Below are 14,308 nucleotides of genomic sequence, written 5' to 3'. Positions count from 1 at the left end.
ATAGTGGAGCGACGTCGATCAACGCATTGAGGATGGCACCGTCCGGTTACCGGGCACGAGCATCGTTACGATGTGCCGCGGCTGTCCTAGCTGCGGGTCGTCGAGAACGACGAGCCCGAAGCAGGACCTCAGGTGCGTGGTTGGCCCAGTCCGGTGGCGCAGGTCGAGCACAGCCAGAAAACCGATCGGCAGGTCCGCGCTCTGGTAGCCGCCGGTCTGGAGCAGGTAGCGCTTCATCTCAGCGATGTCGAGATCGCGGTGATCCTTCTTCAGCTCAATGTACAGCCGGAAGTCGGGGAATAGGAACGCCACATCTACCCGGCCGCCGCCGACGTGGCGCACCTCGGTGGCGGTGCGGCCAGCATGGGGCGTTCCGTCGAACCAGGTCTTGAGGTCGACGGCGAGGTCCTCCTCGACAGCATCCGGCTTGAACAGGTACGGCATGCCGGCCCCGTCGCGGCTGCGCCAGAATCGCAGCAGCAACACCAGCACCTCGTCCACGGCGCGCTGCGCGTCGCCGCGGTAGTCAGGGCTGTGCTTCAGCCCCTTCCGGAGGAAGGCCAGAGTTTCCTCGACCACCAGCACGTCGCGTTCGGGAAGCGATCCGCCAGCCCGTTCCTGCTGGTCGACGAGCGCGGCCTCGATGCACCGCGCGATGTCCGGCGGCAGAGTGTCCAGGCCGGCAGTTCTGCCGTGCAGTAGCTGCTGCAGTAGGGGCAGCGCCGCGTAGTCATCAGGCGGGGCGGAGGCGGCGCCGCCCGGGACTTTTGGGTGGTGGTCCTCGGTGGCGAGCTGAGTGCGTGCTGCGTCGAGCAGCGACCGCGCCGCCTGCAGTTCGCTGACCCGGTTCACCGCGTCCGCCAGCGGCGGGAGCCCGTGCTGAGCGGCGGCGGTTGTTTCCAGAGCCCGAATGTGGTCCTCGAGGTGCTTCATCAGGCCGGCACGGATCGCGATGCCGCCTTCGATGGTGGGGCCGAGGATGGCGCGGACGCCCGCTTGATCCTCCCGCCGCAGAACGCGACTGCACCGGGACGCGGTGTAGGCCGCGAGCACATCGGCCAACATCTTCTCGGCGTGGTACCAGCTGTCCTGCCCGATCGCTGTGCTGGTGCGAGCGGCGTCTTGAGCCAGACAAGCCCAGGCAACCTCGGCGTCCAGCCGCGGGGAGCGCCAGTGCTCTAGCTGAGCGTAACCAATGATGTGCGTCCGCACCCCGCGCTCAAGGCGGTCGGCGAGAGCCGGTAGGTCGGTGGAGATTCGAATCGCGTGTCCGGCGTCAGTGGGAAGGTGAGCGAGCAGCATGCGGACCACGTCGGCCAGGACTGCGGCATCGTCACGGTCGTCGGCGGCGATCACGAGGCGGCGGACGGCAGCCTGGAGGTGTTCCTCGGCTTCGGACAGGGTGTCCGCTCCGAGAGCTTGCAGCAGCGAGGCACATCCGACCTCATAGGCGGCATCAGGCGCGATGTCGTAGGCCCACTCCCGCGCGGTGCCAGGGTCGAGCGTTTGACCGACCGCCAGATCGATCGGTGCGCCGCTGACCGGTGTTGACAGGCCTGCGAGCCGCTCAAGCGTCGAGACCAGTTCGGGTTCCCGCCAGCGCTCATAGCTGGCCGCCACACAGCGCAGCGCGGCCCTGGCAAAGGCCGGAGGCGTGACCTCCGGCAACTGCACGAGTCGGTCCAGGACCCCGAAGCGTGGTACCCAGTCGCCGAGCGCCAGCCGGGTGGCGGCCTCGAGAGCGTCCGCGGCCAGCAGCCACGCCTTCGCTCCCGCATCAACTGCCGGGGGCTGCGACCGCTCCAGACACACGTTGTAGATCGGCTTCCCAATCGCTTCCAGCGCCGAGCCGCTGTCCAGGAGCAGGGTCAGGCACTCCCCGAAGACCGTCGGAGACGAGGAATGAGCGAGGGCGTCGACGAGCACGGTGTGGACGCCGGCAGCCAGGTGCGACGGAGGACCGACCTCGACGATCGCACGCGTGAAATCGATGAGGTTGGGATCGTCGACCATCGCCGCCACCCAAGCCGGAGCATCTGTCCAGCTCGCAGCGCCAGCCGTCCACGGGCCGCATAAAACGTCGGGGACGGCGGCAGCGCCGCCGGGCGCGGCGTCGTTGCTCATGCGCTGCTACTTCCCTTCCGCCTCCACTACCGAGCTGCTCGCCGTACGGCAACCGCGCCGACGGCACAGATGAACGCTCGCGTATACCTACCAGAGGTATCCCCCAGGAGGAGCAACGCGCCGACGATCCTGCGGAATTAGCTCCTCTAGTAGCTCGGTCCGGGTGGTGGCAACGATGACCTGCATGTCCGGAGAGTCCGCGGCTGCCGCCTGTAGGGCGTGCAGCATGGTGTCCAGGCTGTCCTTGGTCGCCTCCTCCGAGCCCGGCGAGTCAACGGTTAGCAGCCCGGGGTGGCGCCCAATCCGAGTAGTGAATCCCGCGCGCAGCAACGCGACGGCGGTCGCGACCTTCAACCGCAACTGCTCGCCCGCAGTGCACTTCGAGTAGGATGTAATGACCCCGCCCTTATGTACTTTCAAGGTCGCATTACCGCTTAGCTGGACCGCTGTGAGCTGGGGAATCCCGAAGCCTTGCGCCAGTGTGGCAATCTCGCGCGACAGGTCGGCCAGAGCTTCTCCTTGAGCCACTTGCACCCAGAGAGTGGTGATCTGGTCAGTTGCTTTGAGCACTTTGCGTCGGCGCTCAAGGTCCCCCCGCTCGCGCTGTCCGCTGACAGTGGGCGTCGGTTCGAGGGCGGTACGTGCGCCCTCGGCGCGGGCGAGCTCCAACTCGGCGTCTCGCCGTCGCCGCGCCAGGTCTGCGAGCTCACCGCCGGTGCGAGCCAGCGCTGCGGCTTCGTCGCGCTCTCGCTCCAGGGTACGGAGCCGTCCCTCAACGCGTTCCGCTGCCGCCCCGGCTTCATCGAGTGCCCGCCGCAGAGCATGCTCGCCCCCGACCGACATCTCCTCCCCGCCGTTCACCGCGCTATCGGCGCTGTCGCCAAACTGCTTGCTCCGTAGCGATGCTTCCCGCTCCGGTTCCGGCGCCGACGTCGCGACGAGCACCTCCTGCGCGAACGCTTCAAGATCCAGCTCAGTGGTGCACACCGAACACTCGTGCCCTTGCGCCTCCTCCGCCAGCCGCTTCTCGGTCACTGGCGCCGCGCACCGCGGGCAGGCAGTCGGGCGCAATGCGTTGAAGAACCGGCGGCCGAGCGCGTCCTCCAACTGGGCGTGAGCGCGCGCCTGCTCCTCCAGCAGCTCGCGCTGCGCGCTGCGCTCGACGTCGCGCAGTCCGTCCAGCTGCACCCGCAGCCCGCTGATCTGAGCCCCGAGCTGGCCGACCCGGCCTACCGCGGCCTCGACCTCCGCAAGCCGACCACCCCCGTCCGGAAGGCCGTCCAGGAGCGCGCGCGCAGCTGTCACTCGCTCGCCAGCCTCCTCCCACCTGCCAGCTGTGACCTCCTCCTGACGCTTCGCCTGCTGGTCCAGGCGCGCCAGGGCGAACTCGGTCGCCTTGATCGCGGTTGTCGCCTGCGCCCGGCTCGCCGCCCAAGCCGCGCCGACGAACATCTGCAGCAATCGGCTGGGCATCCCCGAGAACACGACGTCCCCCAGCAGCGTGCCGAGCCCGTTCGAGGAGATCGACAATGCGCTCGCATAGGCGACCCACGCGTGCTCCACCGCCTGGTCCTCCTGCCACGCGGCGATCCGCTGCAGATGCAGCCGGGTCATCATCACCGAGTCCATCACCTGCTCGAAGTCGTCCTCGGTGTCGAAGCGAGCCAGTTCGACGCGCCCGACACCATCGGTGCCCTCTCGATGCACCGCGCCGACGGGTTCGCCATCACGCAACACGAAGTCAACGATGAGACGCTCCTCATTGACCTGGAAGACGACCTGGACGTGCTCCAGCCAGGATCGGACGTCCTCCTGCAGGCGGCAGCGGCCCCGCAGTGCCCACCGGATGACCTCAAGCACGGTGCTCTTGCCTCGAAGGTTCTCGTGGCTGCCGATCACGTAGAGGCCCGGCCCCAACGTCCACGTGAACGCGAGCGGCTCAAGGACCACCTCGCCGGTGTCGCCGTCATTCTCTGTCTGACGCAGGCGCTTCGTGCCGGAAAAGCTGATCTCAAGGATCCGCAGCCGGACGGGCGTCGGGACGGCCGCTGCGGTGATGATCTGTGAGTCGCGCAGAACTTCCTCCACGACCTGCTCCGGCACCGCGCCCTTGAGCTTGTCGGTCACGGCTCGCCCCAGCTCACTCACGACGCCCTCCTCGCCGTCACCAGTCGCTGTCGTACTCGATTGGCAATGGGGGCGATGCTGGTGCCCAGTTCCGTGCCAGCGTATGCAGCCTGCTGGTACTGCCGGACCTTGAGCTGGCTGCCAGACTGATTACCCGCGACCCGGAGTACAAGCTCTATCTGGCGGGGGTACCAGGCCAGCACCGAGGGGGCTGCGGCGAGGTCGTTCCCAGCGGCCACACCGTCAGTCAGAAGGAAGAACTGGTTGCGGTGTCCGCCCGGGGTTCGGCGCATGATCGCGAGGCCATACACCTCCAGATGCGCGAACGCGTCATCGAGCGGCTCGTATGCCCCGAACAGCCAGCGCGGCATCGGGTAGTGCCGCAGCGACGGCTCCGGATCGGACAGAAGCGACGACGCAACCTCGACAAAGGAGCGGTCAAGGCGGCCGGCCTCGACCTCGGTCAGCAGTTCGTCGGCCAGGTAGTCCGGGTTGCGCAGCCAGAAGTCCAGCGCTTGCAGCCTCCGCTCGCTGCGGATCGCGCGTACCGCCTGCGGCGGGTCACCCGGAGCACCGGCGGGCTCTCCTGTCCGCCACAGCAGCGCAAGCAGCCGAATCGCATGCTGCACCCGAGTCGCAGCTGGCACCGGCACCCCCTGGTCGCTCCGCGCTGTACCGCACCGGTCCGCGCACACCCGCATTCGCACAGTGACAGTTACCACAAGCGGCGTGCTGGAGGCGAGCGGTGATGTCGTCTAGCTCAGCAACCTGATCGTCGGGGACGCGGCCGAGGTGTGGTCGGCGGTGGCTGCCGCGTGGTCGGCGGCGGACGTTGTGGTCGGTACGTGGTCGATGAAGGGGTATGCACGTCGAAGCCGAGCCAGCGCCCGACGTGCTCGCCTGTCTTGCGGTCCAGACGCTTGGGCTGGGTCGGGCGCTCGGCCTGCCAGGCATCGATGACCTGGCCGACGAGCGGGTCCACGGGTTTGGTGAACGCGGTGCCGGTCTCGTGCACGGGGACGTCGAGCAGTCAGACCGCCTGCTCGGCCAGCACCTCGCGGGAGTCGCCGGGAATGGCCCCGTCCGTCGTGCTGCCAGCGGACTGCAGCCGACGCCGTCGAACAACCCTGCCCCGCCGCTCTCGCCGTCAACGCCGCACCGATCACCGCGGCCGTGTCCCGCATACCAGTGGATCAGAATCTCCACGATGTCGATCACGTCGAAGGTCCTCCTCGGCAACTCTGGCTCCGCTCGTCGCTGGGCAACGAGCAGGAGCCTGTGGTCTGTCGAGGACCAGGCCACACCGACACGCACGCCATCCCCCGGGGGAATTACGTGATCGCCGGTGGGGGAATTACGTGATCGTCAACCCCTCACACTGGGGGAATTTCATGATCGCCGACATTCAGCGGGGTCCGGGTGCTGCGGCGCCTGCCGGCTCGGGAGATACGTCGCTACCGCCCCGACCCCCGCGAGCGCGCCCACGCCCCCATCGCCACGGATCAACAGCTCCCACGCAGCCTCGCCGGTCCCGCACTTCGATCTTCGCCGAACGATGTACGACGGCGTCGTGGTCTTGGAACTGTCCCAGCCATGCCGAGGGGCGTCCGGGGGTCGGTGTCGGGGAACCGGGTCGGAAGCTGCGCGAGGGCAAGCAGCCGACCGGTGTCGTCGCGCCGACTGGCGGACGCCGTGACGCGGATCTGGTCAGGGTCGGTTGGTGCGTGTCCAGGAGATCAGGGCGGTGAGGGCGGGGCCGCCGCCGTACTCGTTGTCCCCGGTGGTGGACCCGTGGGCCTTCTCGACGGCGGTGCTGCCGATGGTGCTGCCGATGCCGATCACTCGGGGCCAGGGTTCGTCGGGCCACCATCCCCAGGCTGCGCCGCCTGACTGGCCGGGGGTGAACTCGTTGAAGTGGCCCAGGACGTAGCCGGTCTGCCCCGACAGCGAGTGATCGGCACGGGAGGAGACCACGGAACGGCCTTGGAAGGCGGGTCGTTCGCCGCTGGCGAGTTCGCCGGGATAGCCGGTGTACTGCCAGAAGTCACCGCCTTCCCAGGCAGAGTCGTAGGTGCGGGCGCCTGCGTAGCCGAGCCGCTCACCGAGGGGCTCGTCCATGGTCAGGATCGCGTAGTCGAAAGCGGTCTCAAGATCGCTGGCGAGGCCCGTGACCCGCGTCCAGTAGACGACTTCGGTTAGGGCGATTTCCCCGGCCGGCCCGCGACCGTCGTAGTAGCCGGGGGTGAAGGTGGCCCAGCCGGGGGCGCCGTCGCCGACGGCGGGCCAGTCGACACAGTGGCTCGCGGTCAGCACGTGGCGCGGACCGATCATCGTGCCGGTGCCCCAAGCGCCTGCGGTGCGGATCTTGCCGACGATCCCCCAGGGGAACGACAGGTCGAGGTAGAGGTAGCGGTCGTCGGTATCGAAGATCGTTCCGGTGGGGTCGCGCAGTTCGTCGCGGTCGACGCTGCGGCGGCGGTGGCGTTCGGGCGCACGGCCGGGGACGGCGTGCGGCCTGCCGCTACCGGCCGCGGCGCCGCCGTCGAGCTGGCGGACGTCGGCGTGCTCACCGATGGTCTCCTCGTCCAGACGGGTTGGCCGCAGGGGCGGAAACGGGCTTTTCACCTCCTCGATCGGTCCACGCGCCATTTCGGCGCCGTCGATCGCCCTTTCCAGGGCCTTGCTGTCCAGTGGTGCGGTCATCGAGGGTCCTCCGCTCGCTCGGTCCTTCGCGTAGAGGAGTCCCGGACCGGCCCGGAGATACCGAACCGCCGGGCCGGTCATGACGGTGGTGCTCGGGCGTGCCCTCGGTGACGGATGTTCGTCGATCTCGGAGGGCGCGGTCGGGCCGCCCAGGCCATGGTGACCGCTCCCCCGCGACCCGGTGGTGTCCGCGACCTGGCACCGTGCGACCACACCGCGACCACATCGGCCAAATGCCGATGATCACGATCACGGGTATCGGGGCCACGAGGACGCCTCAACCGCGCCCGGCAGCGTTTCCGCAGGTAGAAATGCTGATGGCCGGCGTCTCCGTCGAGACGACGCCGGCCATCATGCCGTCGGGACGACAGGATTTGAACCTGCGACCCCTTGACCCCCAGCGGGCCCGAAGAGGCACTTGACCTGCAGAAACCCCGAAAATGCAGGTCATGTGACCGCAGTTCTGGCCGGTTGAGCGCACTTGACTGCAGCACAACGCATACGCGTGCTCCAGATTTGCTCCACACCAAACAGTCAATGCCACGCGGCCAGTCGATCAGCTCGGCGGGCTCACCCCAGTGTGGTCACCCGGCGGACTCAGCACCACCCGACCGCGAACGCTCGGCCAGCCGCGGCTCGACGAGGCACTGTCTCAAGGTCCGGTCCCGCCGCCGACGGCGACCGGCAGGAGGTGCTCGCTCGTCGTAGCGCCGCGACTCTCCACAGGTCTCGGCGAGGTCGCGGGCCCATGGCGAGCTCAACATCCGCGGTCACCGCGCATTGCAGCGCAGGTCAACGCCCTATGCGACCCGAAATGGGCGGGGGTGTTACGACTCCGGCCAGTGCTGGACTCAGCAGCAGGCGGTCGCGGCCGGCACCCCCGACGTGCTGGTCGGTGTCCCGCACTCGCACCCACTGGCGTCGGGCTGTGCGTCGGGTCGGATGCTGGTGGCGTCGGTGGCGTCGGCCTTGACGGTGTAGACCTCCCACGGCTCGGCGCCGGGGCCGTGCACCCACACCTTGTCCTGCAGCGCGTAGCAGCAGGTGGTGTCGTTCTCCACGGCGGTGAACAGGCCGAGCGAGGACAGGCGCTCGGTGGCGGCGTGGACCTCGTCGGTGGTCTCGACCTCGACCCCGAGGTGGTCCATCACGGTGGGCTGGTCGGCCTTGCCCTCGATCAGGACCAGCTTGAGCGGCGGCTCGGTGATGGCGAAGTTGGCATAGCCGGGCCGGCGCTTGGCTGGCTCGACGCCGAACAGGGACCGGTAGAACGTGATCGAGGCCTCCAGGTCGGCCACGCGCAGCGCCAGCTGGACTCGGGACATGGTCACCACTCCTTGAATCGGCTTGCTTAGATGACTGTCGATACAGAGGTTGCGCCCTGATTAGAGTCCTGTCAAGGTAGAGGGGTGTCAAAACAGGAGCGGATGCTCGCCGAGCTCACCGACGTCGTCGGCTGCTGCTCGCCGCTGGCCCGTCAACCGCTGTCGGTCGAGCAGGCGGTGGGTCTGTCGCGCCTGTTCAAGGCGATGGGTGACCCGGTCCGGCTGCGCTTGCTGTCGCTGATCGCCTCACACGAGGGCGGCGAGGCATGCGTGTGCGACCTGACTGGGGTGTTCGACCTGACCGGCCCGACGATCAGTCATCACCTCAAGGTGCTGCGCGAGGCCGGACTGATCACCGGTGAGCGGCGCGGGACTTGGATCTACTACCGGGTCGTGCCGGATGCGCTGCGGCGGGTCGCTGCGGTCGTCGCGCTCGACAACGCACCGGCATAGCACCCCTGGCGCGACACCTACTGGCCGAGGGCACGCCCGACCCGCAGGTGCAGCTTGGCTCGCTTGGGTGCCAGCGCGGCGAGGACGACCAGCAACCCGGCTACGAGCTGTGAGGCCGGGCGGATATTGACATCCGGAACTACCTCATCAACTATTGACTCAATGAAAACTGAGCGGAGTTCTGAGATGGTGCGGCACCGCGACGGGCGCGCTCGACTGACCGCCGATGGGCGTCGAAGAGCCTGGGTCTGTGACTGGGACGTGCCTGGTGTGGCGCGTCAGGTCGTGGCAGTCGTCTCGCTCGGTGGCGGGCCGTCATGACCGCGACGTTGGGGCGGCGTCTGCTGGCCGAGGGCGTCGGCACGGCGTTGCTGGTGACGGTGGTGGTCGGGTCGGGTATCGCTGCGCAACAGCTCTCGCCCGACGATGTCGGTTTGCAGCTGCTGGAGAACTCGCTGGCCACAGTGTTCGGGCTGGGCGTGCTGATCCTGCTGTTCGGGCCGGTATCGGGGGCGCATTTCAACCCCGCAGTGTCCGCGGTTGACTGGTTCTCAGGCCGACGCGCCGGGACCGGGCTGTCCGGGCGGGATGTCGCCGCCTACAGCGGTGCCCAGATCCTCGGCGCGATCCTCGGGGCGATCCTGGCGAACGCGATGTTCGACCTCGCAGCGCTGCAGATCTCGGACAAGGTGCGTGCGACTCCCGGGCTGTGGATCGGCGAGATCGTCGCCACGGCCGGTCTGATCGCACTGATCTTCGCCCTGGCCCGAACCGGCCGCGCCGGGCTCTCGGCTGCGGCGGTGGGCGCCTACATCGGCGCGGCCTACTGGTTCACCTCCTCGACCTCGTTCGCCAACCCGGCGGTGAGCATCGGACGCATGTTCAGCGACACCTTCGCCGGGATCGCCCCCAGCTCGGTGCCCGGCTTCATCCTCGCCCAGATCGTCGGTGCCACCCTGGGCGCCGGCCTGGTCCTGATCCTCTATCCAGACGTTGCCCGCACGGCCGGCGCCGCAGTCGTCTCGCACGGCGCCGAGGGCAGGAGCGAGAGTTGACGAACGCTGATAACTCAGTCATCATTGACTCAATGAAGATTGAGCGAGAGTCGGAGCTGGTGCGCCGCGCTGCCCTGCACGCCGCGCTCAGCGATCCCGGACGGCTGGCCATCGTCGACGCCCTGGCCGTGGGCGATGTCGCGCCGTCGCGACTGCAGGCCGAGCTGGGGATGGCGTCGAACCTGCTCGCCCACCACATCGGTGTGCTGCAGCGCGCCGGGCTGGTCCGCCGGGTCCGTTCGGAAGGCGACCGGCGCCGCTCCTACCTGACACTCGTCCCCGGCGCGCTGCGCGGGCTCGACCCGATCGCGGAGCTGCGCGCGCCGCGGGTGGTGTTCGTGTGCACCGAGAACGCCGCTCGCTCCCAGCTCGCCGCCGCCCTGTGGGCCGGCCACAGCGACGTCCCGGCCGCGTCCGCGGGAACCCACCCGGCCCCGCAGATCCACCCAGGTGCGGTCGCCACCGCAGCGCGCCACCACCTGGCGCTGCACCCGCAGACCCCGCGCCTGCTCGACGACATCGTCGCGCCCGGCGACGTCATCATCACCGTCTGCGACCGCGCCCACGAGGAACTCCCGACAGCGATCGGCCACACCCACTGGTCGGTCGCCGACCCGGCCCGCACCGCCGACGACGACGCGTTCGACCAGGCGTTCCAGGAGCTGACCGACCGCATCACCCGCCTCGCACCAACCGTCCACCCCGAGTCTGCGTAATCCAAGTCAGGCCCACGCCAACGGAGGCAGCCATGACCAGCACGTGGCATCGCGACACCCTGTCCATTGACCAGATGCTCGCCCTCAAGACCGCCGCCGGGCACCTGGGCCGCGAGTTCGATGGCATATTCGGGCAGGAGACGATCGAACGGTTCCTGCACTCCTCCTACGACGAGTTCGCCGGCCGCGCTGTCGTGCTGCACTTCCTGCCGCTGCTGGCCGAGAAGTTCGCCCGCCAGCGGCTGCGCGCCCTGGCCAAGGTCGAGGGCAAGGGCCACGACGGCAAGCCGATCGTGTTGTTCCTGTGCACCCACAACGCCGGGCGTTCCCAGATGGCGCTCGGGTTCTTCACCCACCTCGCCGGCGATGACGCGGTCGCCTGGTCGGGCGGCTCCGAACCGGCCTCCACCATCAACCCCGCCGCGGTCGCAGCGATGACCGAACGCGGAATCGACATCGCCGGCGAGTACCCCAAGCCGTGGACCGACGAGGTTGTCCGTGCCGCCGACGTGGTCATCACCATGGGCTGCGGCGACGCCTGCCCCGTCTTCCCCGGCCGCCGCTACGAGGAATGGGTCCTCGAGGACCCCGCCGGCCTCGACGTCGCGGCGATCCGGCCCATCCGTGACGAGATCGAACGCCGCGTCCGCACCCTCGTCACCGAGATCACCACCCCCGCACCCGCCTGAACAACCACCCACACCCGCCACTGGCCCATCACGCTTGCCAGACCGCCCCGCCCGTCAGGACACAACGTCCGCAAAGGAGGCAACACCCTCATGTGTCAATCCCCTGAAACCGTAGAGACTCCGGTTAGCGTGATCTTGTAGTTCCCAGCTCGTTAAGGATCTTGGTTTGGTTGCGGCGCGCGGGCACGACGGCAGGCTGTGGCCTGCTGTTGGGGTTGCCTGCCCGGGCCCGCAGAGGCTCCGGGGTCAAGGGCGGGCCCGCAGGGCCGTCGCGTCAGCGACCGCGGCAGCGGCCCTTGAGGCCGGAGGGGCGGGCTCGGACACTGCGCGCCGTCGGTGACCATCGCGCAGCGGCTCAACAGGGACTACGGGCGGCGAAGCCGCCTCCGCTGGGTTGTTCTGGTCCCCCTCGCCGACCGGACGTCGTTGATGATGTCGGCGACGGCGCAGCTGGTCATACGGTTTCGCGCCCGGGCGGCGTCGGCCGTGCTCGTAATCGACCGGGGTGATCAGGCCGTTGGTCGAATGCAGCCGGACGGCGTTGTACTCCTCCAGCCAGGCCACCACGGCCCGACGGGCTTCGGCCTGGGTGGCCAGCCTCCGCCGGGAGAGCAACTCGAACTCGATCGTGGAGTGGAACGCCTCCGCGACAGCATTGTCCAGCGCCGACCCGGTGCGACCCATCGACTGGACGATCCCGGCCCTCGCGCAGACCTTCGTGAGCTCGCCGCCGGTGAACTCCCCGCCCTGGTCGGTGTGGAACACCACCCCGGCCACGTCTGTGCCGCGGACCGCGATCGCCACGCACAGCGCCGCTGCCGCCAGATCGGCGTCATGGTGCACGCCCAGGGCATAGCCCACGCAGCGGCGCGAGTTCAGGTCCAGGATCGACGCCAGATACAGGGTCCCTTCGCCGGTAGGGATCTCGGTCAGGTCCGACACCCACCGCTGGTTGACCGCCGGCGGCGGCGCGAAGTCCCGTTTCAGCAGGTCCGGGGCCTTCCGCGCGCGCCGGTCGGCCCTGGTCAGACCCCGGCGCTTCTTCTTCGGCCGCGCAACCAGGCCCTGGCTGCGCATCGAGGCGGCGACCGTGTTCTTACTGACCTTCCAGCCCAGATCTTGCAGGGCAGCGGTGATCGGCGGGGAGCCGTCGCGCCCACCGCGGCGCCGGAACAACCAGGCCACCGCCGCGTCCAGCGCCGTGCGGCGGGCCTGCCGCAGCGACACATCACCGTGGCGCCACTTGTAGAACCAGGCCTGCGAGACCCCCAAAGCCCGGCAGGCCAGGGCGGCCGGGACAGCGTGCTCGTCCCTCTGGGACACGATGAACGCGGCCAGGGTCACCGCCCCATCGCTTCCTTCACCCAGAGGGCGACCGAGCGCTTGAGCACATCACGCTCCATCGCCAGCTCGGCGACCTCTCGGCGCAGCCGGACCAGCTCGGCCCGCTCGTCCTGGCTCAACGCGCCGTTGCCACGCTCCCGGGCCCGCCGGTCGGTCGCGACCCAGTTCCCCAGCGTGCCCTCGTTGATCCCCAACTCCCTGGCCACCCGGGCGATCGGCTTGCCGGTCTCCCGCACGATCCGGACCGCCCCCGTCCGGAACTCTTGATCGAACTTCCGTCTCGTCTCGGCCATCTCACGGCCTCCCTCTAAGGGACGCCTCCACGTTACGAGGGGAAACCCACATGGACCTCGTCGTGGTCGGCGGCAGCGATGCCGGCATCAGCGCCGGCCTGCGCGCCCTGGAAGTCGACCCGTCCACCACAGTCGCCCTCGTCGTCGCCGACGCCTACCCCAACTTCAGCATCTGTGGCATCCCCTACTTCATCAGCGGTGACGTCCACGACTGGCACGACCTGGCCCACCGCACCCGCGCCGACCTCGAGGCCGCTGGTCTGCGCCTGCGCCTGGACACCCGGGCCACCCGCATCGATCCCGACCGGCACGAGCTGCACGTGCGCAACCCCGACGGCAGCAATGAGGTCCTCGGCTACGACGCGCTGGTCGTCGGCACCGGCGCCGTCCCCGTCATGCCGCCGATCGACGGGTTGACCGGACCCGACGCCCTCGGCGCCGTCGACGGGTCCACCTGCTGCACACCATGGGAGAGACGTTCGACCTCGCCGCCTCCCTCGACCAGCGCCAGCCCGCCAACGCGCTGATCGTCGGCGCCGGATACATCGGCCTGGAGATGGCCGAGGCCCTCACCGCGCGCGGTATCCGCGTCACCCAGGTCGAACAGCTCCCCGAGGTACTCCCGACCGTCGATGCGGAACTCGGCGCGCTCGTCCACGACGGCCTCACACGTCACGGGGTCGAAGTCGTCACCGCGACCACGGTGACTCGCATCAGCCGCGGCGCGACGGGGCTGCGCGTCGATGGCCGCACCGCCACCGGACCGGCCGCGTGGAACGTCGATCTGGTGCTCGTGGTCGTCGGTGTCCGCCCGGACACCGAGCTGCTCACCACCGCCGGCGCCCAGACCGGGGCCCGCGGCGCTGTAGTCGTCGACCACGGCATGGCCACCTCGCTGCCCGGCGTGTGGGCCGCGGGGGACTGCGTCATCACCCACCACCGCCAGCTCGGGCTCACCTACCTGCCCCTCGGCACGACCGCACACAAGCAGGGCCGTGTCGCCGGGCACAACGCCATCGGCGGCCGGGCCCGCTTCCACGGCAGCTTCGGAACCCAGGTCGTCAAAGTGTTCGACCTCGTCATCGCCCGCACCGGACTGCGCGACCACGAAGCCACCGGCCTCGGGCACTCCCCGCTCACCGTGCAGAGCAGCCCCAACGACCACAAGGCCTACTACCCGACCGCCTACCCGATCACCATCCGCGTCACCGGCGACACCACAACCGGGCAACTCCTCGGCGCACAACTGGTCGGGTGGCTCGGCACCGAGGTCTCCAAGCGCGTCGACACCTATGCCACCGCCCTGTTCCACGGCATGACCGTCGCGGAGATCAGCGACCTCGACCTGTCCTACACCCCACCCCTGGGCTCGCCATGGGATGCCGTGCAGATGGCTACCCAAGCCTGGGAATCCTGGGTCACCGACCTGCACACCGAAGTCTCCGCCTGAACCCCCCGCCTGCAACCCCAGGAGCCGAA

At 69.1% G+C, this 14,308-nt stretch carries 13 protein-coding genes; 6 read left to right on the top strand and 7 right to left on the bottom strand.

Annotation, left to right across the window (positions count from 1 at the left end):
• Nucleotides 1–18: 18 nt before the first annotated feature.
• The 5 genes from ACFPFQ_RS46995 to ACFPFQ_RS46975 form a co-directional block, all read right to left on the bottom strand.
• Nucleotides 19–2,124: a hypothetical protein gene (locus ACFPFQ_RS46995; protein WP_379629818.1), complete on the bottom strand. Its 2,106-nt coding sequence runs from the start codon at nucleotides 2,122–2,124 to the stop codon at nucleotides 19–21.
• A gap of 87 nt (nucleotides 2,125–2,211) precedes the next feature.
• Nucleotides 2,212–4,272: a hypothetical protein gene (locus ACFPFQ_RS46990; RefSeq protein WP_379629817.1), complete on the bottom strand. Its 2,061-nt coding sequence runs from the start codon at nucleotides 4,270–4,272 to the stop codon at nucleotides 2,212–2,214.
• A complete protein-coding gene (locus ACFPFQ_RS46985; protein WP_379629816.1) occupies nucleotides 4,269–4,880 on the bottom strand; it encodes a hypothetical protein in 612 nt (203 codons plus the stop codon). Before ACFPFQ_RS46985 ends, ACFPFQ_RS46990 begins: the two co-directional genes overlap by 4 nt.
• 1,078 nt (nucleotides 4,881–5,958) lie before the next feature.
• The gene (locus tag ACFPFQ_RS46980) at nucleotides 5,959–6,954 is read right to left on the bottom strand and encodes a trypsin-like serine peptidase (protein WP_379629815.1); all 996 of its coding nucleotides are present in this window, start codon (nucleotides 6,952–6,954) and stop codon (nucleotides 5,959–5,961) included.
• An 851-nt stretch (nucleotides 6,955–7,805) separates the two neighbouring features.
• A complete protein-coding gene (locus tag ACFPFQ_RS46975; RefSeq protein WP_379629814.1) occupies nucleotides 7,806–8,279 on the bottom strand; it encodes an ArsI/CadI family heavy metal resistance metalloenzyme in 474 nt (157 codons plus the stop codon).
• A 102-nt stretch (nucleotides 8,280–8,381) separates the two neighbouring features.
• Here ACFPFQ_RS46975 and ACFPFQ_RS46970 point away from each other — a divergent pair, with 102 nt between their 5' ends.
• From ACFPFQ_RS46970 to ACFPFQ_RS46955, 4 genes are all read left to right on the top strand, one after another.
• Entirely contained in the window at nucleotides 8,382–8,732 is a 351-nt protein-coding gene (locus tag ACFPFQ_RS46970; protein ID WP_379629813.1) for an ArsR/SmtB family transcription factor, read from the top strand.
• Between the two features lie 317 nt (nucleotides 8,733–9,049).
• Nucleotides 9,050–9,787: an aquaporin gene (locus ACFPFQ_RS46965; protein WP_379629812.1), complete on the top strand. Its 738-nt coding sequence runs from the start codon at nucleotides 9,050–9,052 to the stop codon at nucleotides 9,785–9,787.
• Nucleotides 9,788–9,819: 32 nt separating this feature from the next.
• The gene (locus ACFPFQ_RS46960) at nucleotides 9,820–10,503 is read left to right on the top strand and encodes a helix-turn-helix domain-containing protein (RefSeq protein ID WP_379629811.1); all 684 of its coding nucleotides are present in this window, start codon (nucleotides 9,820–9,822) and stop codon (nucleotides 10,501–10,503) included.
• A 32-nt stretch (nucleotides 10,504–10,535) separates the two neighbouring features.
• Nucleotides 10,536–11,192, top strand: a complete 657-nt coding sequence (locus ACFPFQ_RS46955) for an arsenate reductase ArsC (RefSeq protein WP_379629810.1) — start codon at nucleotides 10,536–10,538, stop codon at nucleotides 11,190–11,192.
• Between the two features lie 246 nt (nucleotides 11,193–11,438).
• Here ACFPFQ_RS46955 and ACFPFQ_RS46950 read toward each other — a convergent pair whose 3' ends face one another.
• A complete protein-coding gene (locus ACFPFQ_RS46950) occupies nucleotides 11,439–12,536 on the bottom strand; it encodes an IS3 family transposase (RefSeq protein ID WP_379629809.1) in 1,098 nt (365 codons plus the stop codon).
• Complete coding sequence (locus ACFPFQ_RS46945; RefSeq protein ID WP_379629808.1) at nucleotides 12,533–12,829, bottom strand: transposase; 297 nt, start codon at nucleotides 12,827–12,829, stop codon at nucleotides 12,533–12,535. The genes ACFPFQ_RS46950 and ACFPFQ_RS46945 overlap by 4 nt, the downstream gene beginning before the upstream one ends.
• Nucleotides 12,830–12,879: 50 nt before the next feature.
• Here ACFPFQ_RS46945 and ACFPFQ_RS46940 point away from each other — a divergent pair, with 50 nt between their 5' ends.
• Nucleotides 12,880–13,356, top strand: a complete 477-nt coding sequence (locus ACFPFQ_RS46940) for an NAD(P)/FAD-dependent oxidoreductase (protein WP_379629807.1) — start codon at nucleotides 12,880–12,882, stop codon at nucleotides 13,354–13,356.
• Complete coding sequence (locus ACFPFQ_RS46935) at nucleotides 13,296–14,279, top strand: FAD-dependent oxidoreductase (protein ID WP_379629806.1); 984 nt, start codon at nucleotides 13,296–13,298, stop codon at nucleotides 14,277–14,279. The genes ACFPFQ_RS46940 and ACFPFQ_RS46935 overlap by 61 nt, the downstream gene beginning before the upstream one ends.
• Nucleotides 14,280–14,308 lie beyond the last annotated feature (29 nt).

This window comes from Pseudonocardia sp. GCM10023141 (genome assembly GCF_042653605.1).
Note: the sequence above shows the minus strand (reverse complement) of the source record. Positions and strands in the feature narration are given on the sequence as shown.